Genomic DNA, 20,597 nt, shown 5'->3' with positions numbered 1-20,597 from the left:
ACACCGGCTTATTTTCTGCTTGTCTCACTTTATCCTCTTCGCCATAATTGTCTCACCTATTAACCATTGTTTCATAGGTAAGACAATATAACGATGTGAACCGAGACGTCCTGCAACGTTCTTGTTGACGGCGGCGTGATCGGTGCGGGGCCTCTGGAGGGCGCCGGAAGCATCAAGAAGCAGAACAGGAGTAGAAGGTGAAGAGACGCAGTATCGTCGCAGCGTGCCTCTTGGCATGCGTCGGCGCGGCCCATGCCGCAGGCAATTCGTTGCAGATCTACGGGACCATCGACGACGGCCTCACTTACGTGAGCAACTCGGGCGGCGGTCGTTTGTTCAAGATGGACGCCGGTATCGGCCAACCCGACCGCTTCGGCCTGAAAGGGCGCGAGGATCTCGGTGGCGGGCTCGCTGCGGTATTCCAGTTGGAGCAGGGCTTCAACACCAGTACCGGTGCGCTGATCAACAGCGGCGTCGAGTGGAACCGTCAGGCGTGGGTTGGTCTGGCCAGCGATCGCTTCGGCACCGTCTCGATCGGCCATCAGACCGATTTCATGCAAGACGTGTCGATTCGATACTCGAACGGCTTCTGGCAGCACAACCTGTACGCCTACCACCCGGGCAACCTCGACAATCTGGCGAATTCCTCGCAGATCGACAATGCCGTGAAGTGGAATAGCGCCAGCTATCTCGGCCTGACCGGTGGCCTGATGTACGGCTTTGCGGGCGGCAATGCGCTGGGCCGCACGGTCGGTGGCTATGTGAAATACGACAACGGTCCGTTGTCCGTTGCGGCCACCTACGTGAGCATCAACAAGCGCACGTTCGACTTCTCGTCGCGTCTGGGGCTCACGTCGCTGTTTGGCCAGACAGGGCTCTCGGCGACCAACGTGTTCAAGTCGGACGCCGTGAACAACACCGGCATCGGCGCCTCGTACCGCATCTCGTCGCGCTGGAACGTGCACGCGCTCTACACCCGCAGCGAAGTGCGCGCGGTGGGGGGCTCGGGCAACATGTTCAACTACGACGTCGGCAGCGAGTATCGCGTGACTGATGCCAACGCGCTCACGCTCGGCTACTCGTACTCGTCGTTCAACCACACGCACTACAACCAGGTGGAAGCGGGCGATCTGTACTCGTTCTCGAAGCGCACGCAACTGCAAGCGCAGGTGACGTACATCGCGGCCAACGGCAACAACAAGGCGGCGTCGTACCCGATCGGTGCGTCGAGCAACCACGATCAGGTGCTCGTGCGCCTGGGCATGTATCACAGCTTCTGATTGCGGCCCCCCCGAGAATCAAAACGAGAATCAACATGTCAGTCTCACCATCCCCCTCATCCGCGCAGCGCCCGTCGCGCGTGCGCTACTGGATGCTCTTTCTGGTGTTCGTCGGCACCGTGATCAACTATGTCGACCGCGCCAACCTGTCGGTGGCCGCGCCGATGCTCAAACAGGAGTTCGGTCTGGGCCCGGTCGAACTGGGCTTCATCTTCTCCGCGTATGCGTGGACGTATGTCATCGCCAACATTCCCGGTGGCTGGGTCATCGACCGCTTCGGCACACGCGCCATCTACGGCGTGGCCATTCTGAGCTGGTCGGTGCTCACGTTCATGCAGGGCTTCGCGACGCGTTTCGTCACGCTGTTCGGCATGCGGCTTGGCGTGGGCATTGCAGAGGCACCGACATTCCCGGTCAACAACCGCGTGGTCTCGATCTGGTTTGCCCAGCGTGAGCGGGGCGTGGCGACCAGTGTCTACCTAGTGGGCCAGTACATCGGCATGGCGGCACTCACGCCGTTGCTGTTCTGGATTGCGCACACGTGGGGCTGGCGTGAGATTTTCTACGCGACCGGTTTGCTCGGCATTGTCTGGGCCGGTGTCTGGTATCTGGGCTATCGCGATCCGGACAAGTGCTCGTGGGTCAATGCGGCGGAACTGGAGCACATCCGCAGCGGCGGTGCGCTCGTCGAAGTGAAGCCTGCGGATCACGCCGCTGCGCAGAAATTCCCCTGGAAGAAGTTGCTGGCACTGTTCCGCAACCGGCAGATCATCGCCATTTGCGTGGGCAAGTTCGCGTCGCTCTCGTCGCTGTACTTCTTCCTGACGTGGTTCCCGACGTACTTGATCACCGAGCGCAAGATGACGGTGCTCAAGGCGGGCGGCATGACGTCGGTGCCGTTTATCGCCGCATCGATCGGTGTGGTGTGCGGCGGGTTGCTTTCCGACTGGCTGTTGCGGCGCGGTGTGGCCGTGGGCACGGCACGCAAGACGCCGATCGTGACGGGCCTGATGCTCGTGCCGACGATGTCGCTCTGCGTGTTGACCGATGCCAACTGGCTCGTCATCGCGATCATGTCGTTCGCGTTCTTCGCGCAGGGTGTCGCTTCGGCGTCGTGGTCGCTGGTGGCCGATATCGCCCCGAAGGGCATGGTCGGGATCACCGGCGGTGCGGTCAACTTTGCCGGCAATCTGTCGGGCATCGTGACCCCGATTGCCATCGGCTTCATCGTGAAGGCTACCGGCTCGTTTGGTTGGGCGCTGGGTCTGATCAGCCTGTTCGCGATTGCCGGCGTGCTGTGCTACCTGCTGTTGCTCGGCGAGGTGAAGCGTATCGAGCTGGACGACGATGACGACGGCGCTGAGCAACGTGCCGACGTGAAAGCCAAGGCGGCTTGAGGCTGCGTCTTAGTCTCAGGTGGTGCAAAGAAAAGCGGTACGAAAGGCAGAAACGCTGCCGGTCGTACCGCTTTTTTCATGCCTCGACGGCTTGTCGCCGATAGTCGCCGGGACGTACGCCGGTCCACTTGCGGAACGCTCGGAAGAATGCGCTCGGATCGGCAAAGCCCAGCGACAAAGCAATGTCGAGCATGGGCTTGGACGTGTTGCACAACGCGTGGATCGCAAGGTCGCGTCGCAACTGATCCTTGATCGACTGATACGACTGCCCTTCGTCTTCGAGCCGACGCCGCAGTGTCGACGCCGTGGTGTGAAACTCGCCCGCGAGCGCTTCGAACGCCGGCCAGCTGTCGGTCGGCATGGTCTTCAACCGCCGCCGAACCCGCGCGACCATTCCCTTCGTGTTCTTGTATTTGAGGATGATGTTGCCCGGCGCGGCCCGTAGGAAATCTTTGACGGTGACTTCGTCCTGCACCACGGGAAGATCGAGACAGGCTGCATCGAACTCGATGCCGGTGTGTTCGGCATTGAAGACCAGTCGCGGTGAATACATGGTGCGGTATTCGTCGCTATAGACCGGCTCGTCAAAGGCGAAGTACGCAGTACTCAGTGACACGCGGCGCGCGATAAGCCAGCAGGTGAGCGCGTAAAAGAGGATCAGCAACGTCTCGTGGCCGAAGACGCGCGGTGCCTGCGCATCGTCGCGTTCGTGCACTTCAAGCCGGGCAAGCGAGCCGTCGCGCACGAGATGCATCTCGAGGTCATCGAGCAGCAAGCCGAAGAAGCGTGCGGCCCGCAATAGCGCCTGTTCCAGCGTGCGGCAAGCGATCACGCTGTGGCACAGCATCGCAAAGCTGCCGACCTTCATGCGGCGCGAATCCTGCCCGAAAAACTCGTCGTCCAGTGCAACGCTGATGAGTCGCCAGAGTCTGGCGTAACGGTCGGCCGGCACACGGGCCTGCGGATGCGCGAGCAGCGCGGGTGCGATATCGGCGGCGCGCAACAACGCGTACGAATCGCCGCCGAGACGCTCGACGTGAGCCAGCGCGTTGATGACAAAGTGAATCGAGATGCTGCCTTTTTCCATGCGTGGCGAACCGGGATGTCGGAGCAGGGGGACGCAGGGATTCTAGCAGTGCGGCCCCCGCCATCGCTTCGACTGCCGTCCGAAAATCGGATCGGCGGTTTCCTAATTCGCCAGCAGGTCTTACTTCGGTGCCATGCGCAGCGCGCCGTCAAGGCGAATGACTTCACCGTTCAGCATGGTGTTCTCGACGATATGGCGCACCAGACCGGCATATTCGGACGGACGGCCCAGACGCGGCGGGAAGGGCACCGATGCGCCGAGTGCCGCTTGCACCTCCGGCGTCATGCCGGCCATCATCGGCGTCTCGAAAATGCCCGGCGCTACCGTGACGACTCGCACGCCAACGCGCGCCAGTTCGCGGGCTGCGGGCAACGTCAATGCAGCCACACCGCCTTTGGACGCGGCATAGGCCGCTTGGCCGATCTGCCCGTCGAACGCGGCCACCGAGGCCGTATTGACGATCACGCCGCGCTCACCTTCGGCATCAGCGGTGCCTTCGGCCATGGCCGACGCCGCGATACGCAAGACGTTGAAGGTGCCGATCAGATTGACGTTGACGATGCGCGCAAAGCTGTCGAGCCGATGCGGTCCCTGCTTGCCGAGAATGCGCTCGCCGATGACGAGCCCTGCGCAGTTGACGACGCCATTCAGGCGGCCGAAGGCGGCCGTTGCCGTGTCGACCAGACGTTGCACGTCGTCTTCGCGCGTGATGTCGGTGACGACGAAGCGTGCCGCGTCACCCAGTGCTTCCGCCTGCTTGGCGCCGGCTTCGGCGTTGATGTCGCCCAGCACGACTTTCGCGCCGGCATCGACAAACATGCGCGCGGTGGCGGCACCCAAACCGGACGACGCGCCGGTGACGATGAATACGTGATCCTTGATCTGCATTGACTGCGCTTCCTGTAAAGAAATGGGTGTCGAGCTTCGGGTTCGAGATTCAGATTCGAGCCTCAGATCCGAGTGTCAGATTCGAGACTCAGATATCAGGCAGTGCTTGCCGCCGCCTGCTGCGCCTTGGCGATTTCCTGATTACGCAGGATGAAGCGCTGCAACTTGCCGCTCGGTGTCTTGGGCAACTCGCTGACGAATTCGACTTCGCGCGGATAGGCGTGAGTGGACAGCCGATGCCGCACGTGCTCCTGCAATTCGCAGGCGAGCGCTTCGCTCGGAGCGTACTGCGGATGCAAGACGACGAACGCCTTGACCAGCTCCGTGCGCTTCGGATCGGGCTTGCCGACCACCGCCGTTTCGACCACGGCCGGGTGTTCGATGAGCGCGCTCTCCACATCGAACGGCCCGATGCGGTAACCGGCAGAGGTGATCACGTCGTCGTTGCGGCCGACAAAGCTGATGCTGCCATCATCGTTGCGCTCGACCGTGTCGCCGGAAAGGTAGTAATCGCCGACGAACGACGGTGTTTCGCGCTCCCAGTAGCCGCCGAACCACATGAGCGGCGACTGCTTGCGATCGAGGGCCAGTACACCGGGTTGCCCGACCGGGCATTCGCGCCCGTCGTCATCGAGCACGACGACGCGATGCCCCGGCGAGGCGAAACCGGCGGCCCCTGCCTGCACCGCATGGTTGAGGGCGTGATGGTTGCACACGACCATACCCAGTTCGGTCTGACCGTAGTGATCGTGAATGGTCACGCCGAGGTGTTCGGCAAACCAGCGAATGACCTCCGGGTTGAGCGGTTCGCCCGCGCTGGACACGGCACGCAACTGCCCTTTGACGGGGGCGGCAGCCTTGTCGCCGCCCGCGATGAGCAAACGGAACGCGGTGGGTGACCCGGCAAGGTTAGTGATGCCGAGTTTGCGGATGACCCGGTAGGTGCTTTCGACGTTGAACGGGCCGTCGTAGAACGTGGTCGGGATTCCCATGGCCAGCGGCCCCGTCACGGCGTAGTAGAGGCCGTAGGCCCAGCCCGGATCGGCGATGTTCCAGAACGTGTCGGTCGGACGCAGGTCGACGGCGTCACGCATGTAGCCCACAAAAGCCATGATCGCGCGCAGCGGCACCATGACCGGCTTGGCGGCACCGGTTGTGCCCGAGGTGAACATCATCAGGAACGGATCGTCGCCACGCCGCATTACGGGCGCGAACGTCTCGGGGTGTTGTTCGACTTCGTGCCAGAAGCTGAAATCGCCACGGCGCACGCCTTCGCCGCGCGGCCCGCTCACCGTGGCCACGGGCGGGCAGTTCGCCACTTCGTCGAGCTTGGTGCGATTGGCGGCGTCGGTCACCACGAGCTTGCTTTGCGCGCCTTGCAAGCGATGCTCGATGGCCTTCGGACCGAACGCGGTGAAAAGTGGCTGATAGACCGCGCCCGCACGCCACGTGCCGAGAATCGTCACGAGCAGTTCGGGCGTACGCGGCAACAGTCCACTGACGCGGTCGCCGGGCTGTACGCCTTGTTCGCGCAGAAAGTTGGCGAAGCGCGCCGAGAGCGTCTGGAGTTGACGGAAGGTCCACGTCTGGCTCGTGCCGTCGCGTCCCTCCCAGAACAAGGCGATGCGCCCGGGCAGGGCATGCCGGTCACAGCATTCGATGCAGGCGTTCATCGCATCGAGATTGCCGTCGAGCGTGGCCTTTACGGTCGCGTCGAGATCGAATGCCGCGTAGGCATTGGCGTAATCCGCAGTCATGGCTTGTCTCCTGTAGTCGGATGCTGGCCGGTAACAACGCGCCTATGATGAAGGCGCCGGCGCCAGCAAGACGGACCCGGCGGACGGCGGCGTGTCGTATCGGCCTCCCCGGGCACCGTCTTGATTTGGCGCGGTGTTCGCGGGGCGATGGCGAAATTCATCGTAATGCGTGCCGTCGGCGACAGGCAATGTCCAAACGGGTCAGATTGGGTGAGGGATTTATCCACTGGACGCTGGTGCTGGTGGGCCTCGGTCTGGCCCGATGGGCAAGGCCTAGGGGTTTATCCGAGGCCGGTGCCAGACGTTTCCGATGGCAATTCTGCTCATCCAATTTGCCGCTTTTGGCTATGGTGTCTCACGGCTGCCATCCCTAAACTTAGTCCATCGACATCGAAAAAGCGCCAGTGGCCATCACGGTGCGGGAGACAGAGCATGGATTTCTATACCGAAGACCAACGCATGATTCGCGACATGGCGCGCAGCTTTTCGAGCGAGCAACTCGCGCCGCATGCCGCCCAGTGGGATCGTGACTGCGCACTGCCCGACGCCATGGTGGCGCAGATGGGCGAACTGGGCCTGCTCGGCATGATGGTGCCCGAGGAGTTTGGCGGCTCGTACACCGACTACACGGCCTATGCGCTGGCGATGGAAGAGATCGCCGTCGGGTGCGCATCGACCGCCACGATGATGTCGGTCCATAACTCGGTCGGCTGTGCGCCGATTCTGAAGTTCGGCAGCGAGGCGCAGCGGCAGCGCTGGCTGCCCGATCTGGCGGCCGGGCGAAAGATCGGTGCCTTTTGTCTGACCGAGCCTCAGGCCGGGTCGGAAGCCAACAATCTGCGCACGCGCGCCGAACGCCGCGACGGGAAGTGGGTCATCAACGGCAACAAGCAATTTGTCACGAACGGGAAACGGGCGGCCATGGCGATCGTCTTTGCCGTCACCGACCCGGCGGCCGGCAAGCGCGGCATCTCGGCTTTCATCGTGCCGACGGATACCCCCGGTTTCGAAGTGGGACCGCCCGAGCACAAGCTCGGCATCCGGGCCTCGGACACCTGCCCGATCACGCTGGTGGATTGTGCCGTCGACGATGACGCGCTGCTCGGCGAGCCGGGGCAGGGGCTGAAGATCGCGCTGTCCAATCTGGAAGGCGGGCGCATCGGTATCGCGGCGCTGGCGCTGGGGGTGGCACGCGCGGCATTCGAAGCGGCGTTGCGCTATTCGGGAGAGCGTCAGCAATTCGGCAAGCCGATCCGGGAGCATCAGAGCATTGCCAACATGCTCGCGGACATGGCCACGCGTATCAACGCCGCCCGGTTCCTGATCCTCCACGCAGCGGCACTTCGTACGCAAGGGCTGCCGTGCTTGTCGGAAGCGTCGCAGGCGAAGCTCTTTGCCTCGGAATTGGCGGAATCGGTGTGTACGCATGCGATTCAGATTCACGGCGGCTACGGCTACCTTCAGGACTATCCGGTCGAGCGCCACTATCGCGACGCTCGCATCACGCAGATTTACGAAGGTACGAGCGAGATCCAACGGCAGGTGATCGCCCGCAATCTGGACTGAGAACGTACGGTCTACGTGCGTTGGTACGACAGGCGCGCACGACTACCCGGCACGACTACCCGGCACGACAACCCCGCACACCGCGAGGAGGGCACGTGAATCTGCATGACGGCGCCGTTGAGGCGCAAGACGAAGTGTTGTTTGAAGTGATCAACGGGTTCGGTGTCATCACGCTGAACCGGCCGCGCGCGCTCAATGCCATCACGCATGGCATGGTGCGTTCGATGTGGCAGCAGTTGACGGCGTGGGCCGATGATCCGGCCGTGCGAGCGGTATTGATCGAGGGGGCTGGCGAGAAGGCCTTCTGCGCAGGCGGCGATGTGCGCGCTTTGTACGATAGCCGTCTGAACAACGCCGCGCACCACCGCGACTTCTTCATCGACGAATATCGGCTCGACTACCTGATTCACCGTTACCCGAAACCCTATCTCGCGCTGCTCGACGGCATCGTGATGGGCGGAGGGATGGGCGTGGCGCAAGGCGCAGGCCTGCGGATCGTGACCGACAAGACCCGGCTCGCGATGCCGGAAACGGGGATTGGTTTGTTCCCGGATGTGGGGGCGAGCTGGTTTCTCGGTCACCTCGCGCCGACGCTCGCCCGATACCTCGGGCTGGTCGGCTCGACGATCGGGGCAGCCGACGCGCTTTACTGCGGGCTAGCCGATGTCTGGCTCGAAGGCGATGCGCCGTTGCACCTTCGCGAGACGCTCTGGCAACTCGACTGGTCGAAGGGCGACACGGCCGACCCGCTGGGTCAACTGCGCGCCGCCGTCCTTCCTCTGGGCCGTACGTGGACCGATGCCGCACCGCTGATTGCGGTGCGTGCCTCGCTCGACCGGCATTTCAGCGCGATCGACGTGCCGGCGATCCTCGCCTCGTTGCAGGCCGATACCGCAACGCCATGGGCGGCCGAGACGCTCGCCCTGTTGCTGCAACGCTCGCCGCTGAGCCTGTGCGTGACAGACCGGCAGTTGCAGAAGGGCCGCCGGCTCGATCTGGCCGACGCGTTTCGCATGGAGTTGGTGCTCGGCTACCACGCGTTCGAATCCGGCGACTTCGTGGAAGGCGTGCGCGCCCTGTTGATCGACAAGGACAAACAGCCGCGCTGGCGGTATGCGTCGATTGCCGAGGTGCCGGTGGCGCAGGTCGACGCGTTCTTTACGTCGCCTTGGGCGGAAGGCGCGCATCCGCTGGCAGGGTTGGGCAAAGACGAGTGAACTCGGGCGAACGCGTGCGACAATGCCGGTTTTGCGGGGCACCGCTCAATCCGTTGGAGTCCAGATGCTCGTCGAAATCGCCCGTCTGCTGCTAGATCTCGTTTTCTCGCTGTTCGGCGCCTTGCTGTTGCTTCGCGTGTGGATGCAAGCCACACGACTGCCTCCGGGCAACCCCCTGTCTCAGGGCATTTTCCAGTTCACGAACTGGCTCGTATTGCCGTTGCGGCGAGTCGTGCCCGGCGTGGGCGGGATCGACTGGGCGTGCGTGATCGGCGCCTGGTTGAGCGCTATCGTCTACCTGGTGCTGATCACTGCTGTGGTGGGGGTGTCGCCGCTCGCGGTGTTCCCGCGTGGCTTGCTGGTGGCGCTGGTGCTGGTCGCCAAGTGGGGCGCCAACCTGGTGATGTGGATGACGCTGTTGATGGCCGTGCTGTCGTGGGTGAATCCGCGCGCCGTGGCCATGCCCATCCTGCAACAGCTGCTCGATCCGTTGCTGCGCCCGCTGCGTCGTGTCATTCCGCAACTCGGCGGCTTCGATCTGTCGCCGCTGGCGCTGTTCCTGCTGATGCAGATTCTGCTGATCGTGCTTGCACGCCTGAGTCTGTTCTTCGCAACGCTCTGATCCGGGACGACCGGCGCAACTGCCGGTTCAACTACCAGATCAACTGACCTTCATCTCGCGCCGCGCTGCCATGCGCGGCGCTTCAGAACGCTCGCCGGCCGAGGGCTCGATCCCCAGGCGACGCAACACCCGATGACCGTCTTCGGTCACCGTCACTTTTGTCTGTCCCTCATCGACTGCCACCTGCACCAGGCGGGCTTGCTCCAACGCCGCGAGTTCGGGCGGTTCGAGCGCATCGGCATCGATGGGTCCAAGGGATGCGGCCGCCAGTATCAACGTGGCGATTTCATGCGGGCTCAGCATGGTCGTACTCCTTGAGGCGATGGCTTCACGTCAGCGTACGGGGCAGATGTAAGCCCACGGCTACGCCATGATTACTGCGTGTTACGACGTTACGACTCGCCTCCGACCAAGCCTCCCCAGGCGGTCATGCGACTGTCCTGTGAATCTGCTGCCTGATGTTCGATACGGGCTCCCGGTGGTACGGCGAGTTCGTGAATTCGGGTTTCCCCTAGTATGCCCGCATTTTACGTAGCTTGACGAGCTTCCCCCTTGTTTTGACAGGGTTTGCGGGACATCGCCCGGATTTTGACGAGCCATGTCACCCCATTTGATCAATTTTTTTTCTTTTGACTAGGGCGTGATGAAAATATACTTTCTTCCACTTCGTGAATGTCACCGATAGTCGACGAAAAAACTAACGGTATGACTGGCGTCCTGAACGATTCGTTGCAGGGATTCGCGATCAATTTCTTTCACGTACTTTTGCTTACACCGGTGACACTCCGGTGCCACGGACGACCCGCTTTCTCCATGATTGACGCCGACTCGTTGCCTGCCGATCTGCCGCTCACCGAGCGCATCGTGCGTGCCATGCCTGAACTGACGCCCGCGCAGCAGCGCATGGCGGCGTTTGTGCTGGACAACACGTTCCGGGCGGCGACCATGCGCATCGACGAGTTCGCCGCCGCAGTCGGGGTGTCGCTCGCCACCGTCAACCGGTTTGCCCGCGCGCTGGGTTTCGACGGCTACCCGCAATGCCGCGCCGCGATGGTGCGCGGCTTCGAAGCGACGCTCGCCCCCATCGAAAGCCTGCGCACGAGCAAGGCGCAAATGAGCGCCAGCGCCGACATCATGGCCGCGTCGCTCGCCCAAGCGATGGAAAACCTCGACTGGACTCGCCGCACGCTCGACGCGAGCACGTGCGAGCGAGCTGTCGACACGATCTTGCAAGCGCGCCGCATCCACGTGCTGGGGCTGGGGGCCAGTGGTTATCTGGCCGGTTTGCTGCATCACGGCCTCGACCCGTATTGCGAGAACGTGCAGGCAGTCGTGGGCGCGGGCGGCTCGACGCACGCGGCGCGCCAACTCTTCAAGCTGCGCGAAGGCGATCTGGTGATCGCGCTCGGTTTTCCGCGCTATGTGACCGACACGATTACGTTGTGCCGCCGGTTGCGCGGTCGGGGTGTGCCGCTGCTGGTGCTGACCGACAGTCCGACCTCGCCGTTGGCGCCGCTGGGCGACATCGTCATCTTCGTGCGAAGCAAACCCCGGTTATCGAGCAACTCGGAAGCGAGCGTGCTCGCCATGATCGACGCGTTGTGCGATGCCGTCGCGCAGCGCGCCAAGCACGCGGTGGACCGTGCCACCGAACTGACCGACTTCCTGTTGCCGTGGCTCGACTCGGCATCGGTGGCTTCGGCCGCCGCGTCGGCGAATGCCCCCGTCAACGTACCGGCCAATACCCCCGTTGTCGGTTCGGTGGTTGGGCGCGTCGCCACGCCGCAGGGCGCAACGATTGCGTCCATCGCTGCCAACGCCACGCCCCCGCATACGAACGCCGCTGCATCGGCCGCTACGGCCGCAGCGGCCACGAACCCGACCTCATCGACCGCGCTGCCCAAGACGACGCAGGGCGGTCAGGAAAGAAAGGACAAGGCATCATGAGCACCCCACAACGCGCCGTCATCGCCATTCATGGCGGGGCAGGCACGATCAGCCGCGACACGTCGCCCGAAGAACTCAAGGCTTACCACGAGGCATTGGCCGACGTGCTGCGCGCCGGACAGGCCGTGCTGGCCGCCGGTGGCTCGGCCCTCGACGCCGTGACCGAAGCCGTGCGCCGTCTGGAAGATTGCCCGCGTTTCAACGCCGGGCGCGGTGCCGTGTTCACGCACGAAGGCACGCACGAACTCGACGCCGCGATCATGGACGGCACGACGCTCGACGCCGGTGCCATCGCTTGCGTGCATCGCGTGCGCAACCCGATTCTCGCCGCCCGCTCAGTGCTGGAGCACAGCCCGCACGTGCTGCTGGTGGGTGAGGGCGCCGAAGCCTTCGTTGAGGCCCACGGCGCCGAGATGGTCGGGCCGGAATATTTCCATACCGACGCACGCTACGCCCAATGGCAGCGCGCACGGGCCGACGCCGCCGTGGCGCTCGACCACGACATGCCGCTCAAGCGCGATGGCGCCTCGGGCGAACCGATTGAGCCCATCGACCCGGACACGAAGTTCGGCACCGTCGGCGCTGTTGCCTGCGATATCCACGGTCACGTGGCTGCCGCGACGTCGACAGGCGGCATGACGAACAAGGCCGTGGGCCGTGTGGGCGATTCGCCGCTCATCGGTGCCGGTTGCTATGCCAACGACGCCACGGCCGCGGTGTCGGCCACCGGCACGGGCGAGGCCTTCATTCGTGCGGTGGCCTGCTATGAAGTGGGCGCGTTGATGGCCTACGCCGGCCTGTCGCTGACCGATGCGGCCGATCGTGTCGTCAACGAGCGTCTGCCGAGAGTGCAGGGCCGAGGCGGCCTGATTGCCGTCGATGCGCAAGGCAATGTGGCGCTGCCGTTCAATACCGAAGGCATGTATCGCGGTGTTGCACGCGTGGGCGAGACGCCCGTGACGGCGATCCACGAGTAACCCCGGATTCACCATCAGTACCGCATCAAGTCAGTATTGGTCAGCATCAGCAAGCATCAACAAGTATCAGCAAGCGTAGATTAGCGAGGACAGGCGTGGCAGAGCGCAAGACAACCCCTACGATTTCGTTGCCCGATGAGCGCGTGCTCGCCGTCGACGGCCTCACCGTGCAGTTCGCCACCTCAGAGCGCGTGGTGACGGCGGTGCGCGACCTGTCATTCCATGTCGATCGCGGCGAGACCCTCGCCATCGTCGGCGAATCCGGTTCCGGCAAATCAGTGACCTCGCTCACCGCCATGCGGCTGGTGGAGAACGGCGGCGGCAAGATCATTCAAGGCTCGATGATCATGCGCCGCCGTAACGGCAAGCTGGTCGATCTGACCAAGGCCAGTGGTCATACCATGCGCACCATCCGTGGTGCCGACATGGCGATGATCTTCCAGGAGCCGATGACCTCGCTCAACCCGGTGTTCCCGGTAGGCGAACAGATTGCCGAATCGATTCGCCTGCACCAGCACAAGGACCACGCCGCTGCGCGTGCCGAAGCGCTGCGCATGCTCGAACTCGTTCGCATTCCCGAAGCCCGCCGCGTGCTGGGCCGCTTTCCGCATCAACTCTCGGGCGGCATGCGCCAGCGCGTGATGATCGCCATGGCGTTGTCGTGCAAGCCGGGCATTCTGATCGCCGACGAACCCACGACCGCGCTCGACGTGACGATTCAGGCGCAGATTCTGCAACTGATTCGCGCCTTGCAAGACGAGATGCACATGGGCGTGGTCTTCATCACGCACGACATGGGTGTGGTGGCGGAGGTGGCCGACCGCGTGCTCGTGATGCACCGTGGCGACAAGGTGGAAGCCGGTCCGTCGCAGGAAATCTTCAGCGCACCGCGCGAGCGCTACACGCAGGCACTGCTCTCGGCCGTGCCGCGTCTGGGCTCGATGCAGGGCACCGACTTGCCGGCGCGTTTCCCGCTGCTGCGCTACGACGCACCGGCCGACGCCAAGCCCGTCGCCGAGACACCCCAACCGACCGTCAAGACCGACGCCGGCCCGATTCTGCGCGTGAAGGATCTGATCGCCCGCTTCGATGTGCCGTCGGGTTTCTTCGGCAGCGTGAAGCAGCGCGTGCACGCCGTGGAGCGCGTGAGTTTCGATCTGTATCCGGGCGAGACACTCGGCCTCGTGGGCGAGTCGGGCTGCGGCAAGTCGACCACGGGGCGCGCCTTGCTGCGTCTGGTGGCGAGCCAGGGCGGTTCGATCGAATTCAATGGCAAGCCGATTCAGGATCTCGCCGGGCGTGCGTTGCAGACGCTGCGCCGCGATATCCAGTTCATTTTCCAAGACCCGTTCGCCTCGCTCGATCCGCGCCTCACGGTCGGCTTCTCGATCATGGAGCCGCTGCTCGTGCACGGCGTCGCCAGCGGTGCCGAAGCCGAAAAACGTGTGGCCGAACTGCTGGAGCGCGTCGGCCTGCCCGCGGATTATGCGCAGCGCTACCCGCATGAATTCTCGGGTGGCCAGCGTCAGCGTATTGCCATCGCGCGCGCCCTCGCACTCAAGCCGAAGGTCGTGATCGCCGACGAATCCGTCTCGGCGCTCGACGTGTCGGTGCAGGCCCAGATCATCAACCTGATGCTCGACTTGCAGAAAGAGTTCGGCATCGCGTTCCTGTTCATCTCGCACGATATGGCCGTGGTCGAGCGCATCAGCCACCGGGTGGCGGTGATGTTCCTTGGCCAGATCGTCGAGATTGGCCCGCGCCGGGCGATCTTCGAGAATCCGCAGCACCCGTACACGAAGAAGCTCATGTCGGCGGTGCCGATTGCCGATCCGTCACGTCGTCACACCAAGCGCGAATTGCTCACGGAAGAAATCCCGAGCCCGATTCGCGCCGTGGGGGACGAGCCGCAGGTGCAGCCGCTGGTGGAAGTGGGCGCGGGGCACTACGTGGCACGTCATCGCGTTGCCGGTGCGTACTGATTGATGTTGTGAGTGTTTCGGGGGTTTCCCCGGTGGTTCAGGCAGTACTTTGTTTCAGTAATAACAATGCCCGCCAAGGGCCGGAGTCCAGAGACTCCGCTCGCGGCGACCCCGTCAGACCAGAAGGAGAAAGACAGATGTCGAAAACCGCTTTGCTGGGCGCTCGCTGGAAAACCGCGCTCGCGTCCGTCGCCGTGGCGTCCGCCGTGCTCGGCGCAGCTCCGGCGTTTGCCGCCAAGGATGTCGTGATGGCCGTGCAGTCGACCTTCACGACGATGGATCCTTACGACGCCAACGACACGCTGTCGCAGGCCGTCGCCAAGTCGTTCTACGAAGGCATGTTCGGCTTCGACAAGGACATGAAGCTCGTCAACGTGCTGGCCGATAGCTACACGGTCTCGCCGGACGGCCTCGTCTACACGATCAAGCTCAAGTCGGGCGTGAAGTTCCAGGACGGCACGAATTTCGATGCCGCCGCCGTCAAGGCGAACTTCGACCGCGTGACGAACCCGGACAACAAGCTCAAGCGCTACAACCTGTACAAGGAAATCGCCAAGACGGAAGCGGTCGATGCCCATACGGTGAAGTTCACGCTGAAAGAGCCGTTCTCGCCGTTCATCAACACACTGGCGCACCCGTCGGCCGTGATCATCTCGCCGGAAGCGCTCAAGAAGTACGGCAAGGACATCGCCTCGCACCCGGTCGGCACGGGCCCGTTCGAATTCGTCGAATGGAACCGTACCGACTACGTGAAGGTGAAGAAGTTTGACGGCTACTGGAAGAAGGGCTACCCGAAGGTCGACACGATCACCTTCAAGCCGGTGGTCGACAACAACACGCGCGCTGCCGTGATGCAGACCGGCGAAGCCGGCTTCGCCTTCCCGGTGCCGTACGAACAAGCTGACGGCCTGAAGGCCAGCGGCAAGGTTGACGTGATCGCCGGCCCGTCGATCATTCAGCGCTACGTGAGCTTCAACACGAAGCAGAAGCCGTTCGACGACGTGCGCGTGCGTCAGGCCATTAACTACGCCATCAACAAGGAAGCATTGGTGAAGGTGGCCTTCTCGGGCTACGCGACGCCGGCCGAGGGTGTGGTGCCGCAGGGCGTGGACTTCGCGACCAAGACGGGCCCGTGGCCTTACAACCCGGCCAAGGCGAAGGAACTGCTCAAGGAAGCCGGTTACCCGAACGGTTTCGAGACCACGCTGTGGTCGGCCTACACGTTCACCACGGCCCAGAAGGTGATCCAGTTCGTGCAGCAGCAACTGGCGCAAGTCGGCATCAAGGCGCAAGTGCGCGCCCTCGAAGCCGGTCAGCGTGTCGAGCTGGTCGAGTCGGCCCCGGATGCCGAGAAGGCACCGGTGCGCATGTACTACGTGGGCTGGTCGTCGTCGACGGGTGAAGCCGACTGGGCGCTGCGTCCGCTGCTGAGCTCGGAGTCGTTCCCGCCGAAGCTGTTCAACACCGCGTACTACAAGAACGACGCTGTGGATGCCGACTTCAACAAGGCGCTGCTCACGACCGACCGTGCCGAGAAGACCAAGCTCTACACCGACGCGCAACAGAAGATCTGGAACGATGCGCCGTGGGCGTTCCTCGTGACGGAAAAGCTGCTGTACGCACGCAACAAGAACCTGACGGGCGTGTACACCATGCCTGACGGCTCGTTCAACTTCACCGACATTTCGATGAAGTAAGCAGGACGGCGAGTCTGAAGTGCCCGCGCCGCCATCGACATACCGTGGCGGCGCGGATTTACCGGCAACCCGGCAGGCACCGCGCCTCCGATAGCCGCGAGAGAGACCTGGTTTGGTAAGACGTTCGGCAAGACTGCGATGCTCAATTACTTTTTCAAACGCCTGCTCGGCCTGATCCCCACGCTACTGATCGTGGCGGTGCTGGTGTTCGCGTTCGTGCACATGTTGCCGGGCGACCCGGCGCGTCTGGCGGCCGGCCCGCAGGCGGACGAGGCGACCGTGGCGCTGGTGCGTCAGGACCTCGGCCTCGACAAGCCGCTGCTGTCCCAGTTCACGTACTTCGTCACGCACGCGGTGCGCGGCGATTTCGGCCTGTCGATGCGCAGCAAGCAGCCGGTTTCGGAAGAAATCAGCAGCCGCTTCATGCCCACGCTGTGGCTCACCCTGGTCAGCATGATCTGGTCGGTGGTGATCGGCATGGGTATCGGGGTGGCCTCGGCCGTGTGGCGTAATCGCTGGCCCGACCGGCTCGGCATGACGCTGGCGGTCTCGGGCATCTCGTTCCCGGCGTTCGCCATGGGCATGCTGCTCATGCAGGTGTTTTCGGTGCAACTCGGCTGGCTGCCCACCATGGGCGCCGATTCGTGGAAGAGCTACATCCTGCCCTCGATCACGCTGGGTGCGGCCGTGGCCGCCGTGATGGCACGCTTCACCCGCTCGGCTTTCGTCGAAGTGCTGCACGAAGACTTCGTGCGCACCGCACGTGCGAAGGGCCTGAACGAAATGCGCGTGGTGTTCAAGCACGCGCTGCGCAACGCCATGATTCCCGTCATCACGATGATGGGTTTGCAGTTCGGTTTTCTGCTCGGCGGCTCGATTGTCGTCGAGGTGGTATTCAACTGGCCGGGTCTTGGACGCCTGCTGGTCGATTCGGTCGAGATGCGCGACTACCCCGTGATTCAAGCGCTGGTGCTGTTGTTCTCGCTCGAGTTCATTCTGATCAACCTCGTGGTCGACGTGCTGTACGCCGTCATCAACCCGACCATTCGCTACAAGTGAGGCACGCATAATGAGCGCGGGTCAACCTACGACTGCAACACCGGCCGCTGCGGCCAATGCCAATCGCGTGCGCACCCCGTGGCGCGAATTCTGGCGCAAGTTCAAGAAGCAGCACATCGCGCTCGTCGCGGGTGGTTTCGTGCTGCTGCTCGTCCTCATCGCCATTCTGGCGCCACATCTGGTGCCGTTCGATCCGGAGAACTTCTTCGATTACGACGCGCTGAATGCCGGCCCGTCGGCCAAACACTGGTTCGGCGTCGACTCGCTCGGCCGCGACATCTTCAGCCGGGTGCTCGCGGGCACGCGCATCTCGCTGGCGGCGGGTTTCGGCTCGGTGGCTATCGGGGCGATCATCGGCACGGTGCTGGGCCTGCTCGCGGGCTATTACGAAGGCTGGTGGGACCGCATCGTCATGCGTATTTCCGACGTGCTGTTCGCCTTCCCGGGCATCTTGCTCGCCATCGGCGTGGTGGCCGTGCTGGGTAACGGCATGGTCAACGTGATCGTGGCTGTCGCGATCTTCTCGATCCCGGCGTTTGCGCGGCTGGTGCGCGGCAACACGCTCGTGCTCAAGCACATGACGTACATCGAGGCGGCGCGCTCGATCGGTGCTTCCGACTGGACGATCATCATGCGGCACATCCTGCCGGGCACGGTATCGTCGATTGTGGTGTACTTCTCGATGCGTATCGGCACGTCGATCATCACGGCCGCGAGTCTGTCGTTCCTCGGTCTGGGCGCGCAACCGCCCACGCCGGAGTGGGGCGCCATGCTTAACGAGGCGCGGGCCGACATGGTCAACGCACCGCATATCGCCATCTTCCCGAGCCTGGCCATTTTCCTGACCGTGCTCGCGTTCAACCTGCTCGGCGACGGCCTGCGCGACGCGCTCGATCCGAAGCTCGACCGACACTGAGCATTTGACAGGGCTTGTCATGATGCAGACGCCAGACTTGCGCGAAACCTCTTTCGGCGCGCCGCACGTCGGGCTTCTGCCGGCCGGCCCGCGCGATGCCATCACCGATGTGCCCGGCGTATTCGTCGGGCATGCCACCCTCGCCGAGGGGGCGATCCAGACGGGCGTGACGGTGGTCTGTCCGACGCCGGCCGAAGGGTTGTCCGGAACTGCTCACGATACGGTACCGCCGCCCGCGTGGGACCCGTTCCGCGCCAGAATTCCCGCCGCCGCCGCCGTCATCAACGGTTTCGGCAAGAGCGTCGGTCTGATGCAGATCGACGAACTCGGCGTGATCGAAGCGCCCATCGCCCTGACCAATACGTTCTCTGTCAGCCATGTCGTCCTCGGGCAGTTGCGTGCTGCCATCGAGGCGAACCCGACGATCGGACGCGGTGCGCCGTCGCTCAACCCGACCGTGCTCGAATGCAACGACGGCTATCTGAATGATATGCAGGCGTTCGCGGTGACCGAAGACCACTACGCGCAGGCGCTGGCCAGCGCCTCGGTCGACTTTGCACAGGGCGCCGTCGGGGCAGGGCGCGGGATGTCGAGCTTCGGTCTGAAGGGCGGCATCGGCTCGTCCTCGCGCGTGGTCGAAACGGCGGGGGCGACCTTTACCGTGGGTGTGCTGGTGCTATCCAATTTCGGCCGCCCGTCGCAACTGACCATTGCCGGGCGCCACGTCGGCGCCGTACTCGACGAACGTCTGGCACAACCCGAGCAGAGCGCGGCACCCGAGCGCGGCTCGATCATCATGCTGGTGGCCACCGATGCGCCGCTCGACGCCCGCCAGTTGCGCCGCGTCGCCACGCGCACGGCCGCCGGGCTGGCCCGCACGGGCTCGGTCTACGGACACGGCAGCGGCGATGTTGCGCTGGCGTTCACCACCGGTTATACGACGGCGCACGACGCGCAAGGGCGGGTTGCGCCTGCGGCGCTGGTGCCCGACCCCTTGCTCGACCCCATTTTTCAGGCGACGGCCGACGCGACCGAGCAGGCCATTCTGCACGCGCTCTTTGCCGCCGAGTCGGTGCTCGGGCGCAATGGCCATGTGCGCCGTGCGCTCGCCGATGTGCTGCCCGACTGGGCGGCGCTTTGAACCCCTGATTTCCGCCTGATTCCGGCTTGATCCGGGATCTCGCCTCAACCCGATTGGGCCACCCAAGGCCCCCCGAATAGCTGACATCATGCGAATCCTGATCTCCACCGACATCGAGGGCGTCGCCGGCGTCTTCCATCCCGAACAGACCCGCGCCGGTAATGGCGAGTACGAACGCGCCCGGCGCTGGATGACGCAGGAGGCGAACGCCGCTGTCCTCGGGGCGTTCGAGGGCGGCGCGACCGAGGTGATGGTCAACGACTCGCACGGCGGCTTCCGGAACCTGCTGCCCGACGAGCTCGACCCGCGTGCCCGTCTGGTGCTCGGCAAGCCGCGCTATCTGGGCATGGTGGCCGGTGTGGAAGCGGGTTGCGACGCCATTTTCATGGTCGGTTATCACGGCAAGGCCCAGAGCGCGGGGATTCTCGCGCACACGATCAACAGCTTTGCGTTCGCACGGGTCTGGCTGGCGGGTGAAGAAGCCAGCGAAGCGCGCCTATACGGTGCGCTGGCCGGCGAGCGTGGCGTGCCGGTGGTGATGGCCAGCGGCGACGACGTGTTCTGCGACGAGACGCAACTGATCTTTCCGCATGTGCGGTTCGTCCAGACGAAGGCGGCATGGGGGCAGGGCAGCGGCATGACGCTCAACCCGCGCGAGTCGTGCGAGCTGATTCGCGAGGCCGCCCGGGAGTCGCTGAGCGACCGGCGCAAATGGCACCCCTATCAGGTGGCGGTGCCGGTGGAGGTGCGCGTGCAAGCGCAAACCACGGCGCTGGCCGATCTGTTCTGCCAGTGGCCCACGCTGGAACGTGTCGATGGCGTGACACTCCAGTTCACGGCACCCACGGTCGAGGCCGCCGTGCGCATGCTCAACTGCCTCTCGGCGATGTCGTCGATGCTGCGGTAATCGCCCGGTTTCCCCTCTCGACTGCCCCTGACCCTAATGCCGCCAGTGTCTTTCCCATGAGGGCAACGGCGGGACGCTGAACCGGGAAACTCGCGGCAAACCCATGCCAGCCGGGCATCCACTGCGCTGTTGTTAAGAAGCGACTGAGTTAGGGTTT

General features: G+C 63.9%; 17 protein-coding genes. 13 read left to right on the top strand and 4 right to left on the bottom strand.

All coding sequences use genetic code 11. The features are described from left to right. Positions 1-197 precede the first annotated feature (197 nt). Positions 198-1,280 carry a porin gene (locus CDV44_RS13485; protein ID WP_087688457.1) on the top strand — a complete coding sequence of 361 codons (1,083 nt, stop codon included), beginning with the start codon at positions 198-200 and terminating at the stop codon, positions 1,278-1,280. A gap of 35 nt (positions 1,281-1,315) precedes the next feature. Further along, positions 1,316-2,677, top strand: a complete 1,362-nt coding sequence (locus tag CDV44_RS13480; RefSeq protein ID WP_087688456.1) for an MFS transporter — start codon at positions 1,316-1,318, stop codon at positions 2,675-2,677. A 76-nt stretch (positions 2,678-2,753) separates the two neighbouring features. Here CDV44_RS13480 and CDV44_RS13475 read toward each other — a convergent pair whose 3' ends face one another. The 3 genes from CDV44_RS13475 to CDV44_RS13465 all read right to left on the bottom strand — a co-directional run bounded on the left by CDV44_RS13475 (position 2,754) and on the right by CDV44_RS13465 (position 6,409). After that, on the bottom strand, positions 2,754-3,764 hold the full coding sequence (locus CDV44_RS13475) for an AraC family transcriptional regulator (protein WP_087688455.1): 1,011 nt from the start codon (positions 3,762-3,764) through the stop codon (positions 2,754-2,756). 120 nt (positions 3,765-3,884) lie between these two features. Further along, the gene (locus CDV44_RS13470) at positions 3,885-4,652 is read right to left on the bottom strand and encodes a 3-hydroxyacyl-CoA dehydrogenase (protein ID WP_087688454.1); all 768 of its coding nucleotides are present in this window, start codon (positions 4,650-4,652) and stop codon (positions 3,885-3,887) included. A gap of 95 nt (positions 4,653-4,747) precedes the next feature. Continuing rightward, the gene (locus tag CDV44_RS13465; protein WP_087688453.1) at positions 4,748-6,409 is read right to left on the bottom strand and encodes an acyl-CoA synthetase; all 1,662 of its coding nucleotides are present in this window, start codon (positions 6,407-6,409) and stop codon (positions 4,748-4,750) included. A 432-nt stretch (positions 6,410-6,841) separates the two neighbouring features. On the opposite strand from CDV44_RS13465, the gene CDV44_RS13460 reads away from it, so the two are divergent. The 3 genes from CDV44_RS13460 (at position 6,842) to CDV44_RS13450 (ending at position 9,814) form a co-directional block, all read left to right on the top strand. Next, on the top strand, positions 6,842-7,975 hold the full coding sequence (locus CDV44_RS13460; protein WP_087688452.1) for an acyl-CoA dehydrogenase family protein: 1,134 nt from the start codon (positions 6,842-6,844) through the stop codon (positions 7,973-7,975). Between the two features lie 95 nt (positions 7,976-8,070). Next, positions 8,071-9,192: an enoyl-CoA hydratase/isomerase family protein gene (locus tag CDV44_RS13455; RefSeq protein WP_087688451.1), complete on the top strand. Its 1,122-nt coding sequence runs from the start codon at positions 8,071-8,073 to the stop codon at positions 9,190-9,192. Positions 9,193-9,256: 64 nt separating this feature from the next. After that, positions 9,257-9,814: a YggT family protein gene (locus tag CDV44_RS13450; RefSeq protein WP_087688450.1), complete on the top strand. Its 558-nt coding sequence runs from the start codon at positions 9,257-9,259 to the stop codon at positions 9,812-9,814. A gap of 39 nt (positions 9,815-9,853) precedes the next feature. On the opposite strand, the gene CDV44_RS13445 is transcribed toward CDV44_RS13450, so the two are convergent. Next, on the bottom strand, positions 9,854-10,117 hold the full coding sequence (locus CDV44_RS13445; RefSeq protein WP_087688449.1) for a hypothetical protein: 264 nt from the start codon (positions 10,115-10,117) through the stop codon (positions 9,854-9,856). Positions 10,118-10,627: 510 nt separating this feature from the next. On the opposite strand from CDV44_RS13445, the gene CDV44_RS13440 reads away from it, so the two are divergent. From CDV44_RS13440 to CDV44_RS13405, 8 genes are all read left to right on the top strand, one after another. Further along, entirely contained in the window at positions 10,628-11,761 is a 1,134-nt protein-coding gene (locus CDV44_RS13440; protein WP_087688759.1) for a MurR/RpiR family transcriptional regulator, read from the top strand. Next, entirely contained in the window at positions 11,758-12,738 is a 981-nt protein-coding gene (locus CDV44_RS13435) for an isoaspartyl peptidase/L-asparaginase family protein (protein WP_087688448.1), read from the top strand. The genes CDV44_RS13440 and CDV44_RS13435 overlap by 4 nt, the downstream gene beginning before the upstream one ends. Before the next feature lie 95 nt (positions 12,739-12,833). Continuing rightward, a complete protein-coding gene (locus tag CDV44_RS13430) occupies positions 12,834-14,720 on the top strand; it encodes a dipeptide ABC transporter ATP-binding protein (protein WP_087688447.1) in 1,887 nt (628 codons plus the stop codon). Positions 14,721-14,857: 137 nt separating this feature from the next. Continuing rightward, positions 14,858-16,417: a glutathione ABC transporter substrate-binding protein GsiB gene (gene gsiB / locus CDV44_RS13425; protein ID WP_087688446.1), complete on the top strand. Its 1,560-nt coding sequence runs from the start codon at positions 14,858-14,860 to the stop codon at positions 16,415-16,417. A 138-nt stretch (positions 16,418-16,555) separates the two neighbouring features. Beyond that, positions 16,556-17,476, top strand: coding sequence for a glutathione ABC transporter permease GsiC (gene gsiC, locus CDV44_RS13420; RefSeq protein ID WP_058379666.1), 921 nt, complete (start codon positions 16,556-16,558; stop codon positions 17,474-17,476). A gap of 10 nt (positions 17,477-17,486) precedes the next feature. Beyond that, the gene (gene gsiD / locus CDV44_RS13415) at positions 17,487-18,392 is read left to right on the top strand and encodes a glutathione ABC transporter permease GsiD (protein WP_058379665.1); all 906 of its coding nucleotides are present in this window, start codon (positions 17,487-17,489) and stop codon (positions 18,390-18,392) included. A gap of 19 nt (positions 18,393-18,411) precedes the next feature. Further along, positions 18,412-19,533, top strand: a complete 1,122-nt coding sequence (locus CDV44_RS13410) for a P1 family peptidase (RefSeq protein WP_249277536.1) — start codon at positions 18,412-18,414, stop codon at positions 19,531-19,533. A gap of 88 nt (positions 19,534-19,621) precedes the next feature. Then, a complete protein-coding gene (locus tag CDV44_RS13405) occupies positions 19,622-20,440 on the top strand; it encodes a M55 family metallopeptidase (RefSeq protein WP_058379663.1) in 819 nt (272 codons plus the stop codon). The last annotated feature ends 157 nt before the right edge of the window (positions 20,441-20,597 follow it).

This window comes from Pandoraea sp. PE-S2R-1, from assembly GCF_002179865.1.
GTDB lineage: Bacteria > Pseudomonadota > Gammaproteobacteria > Burkholderiales > Burkholderiaceae > Pandoraea.
The sequence above is the reverse complement of the archived record's forward strand: the minus strand, read 5'-3'. Positions and strand labels throughout refer to the sequence as shown.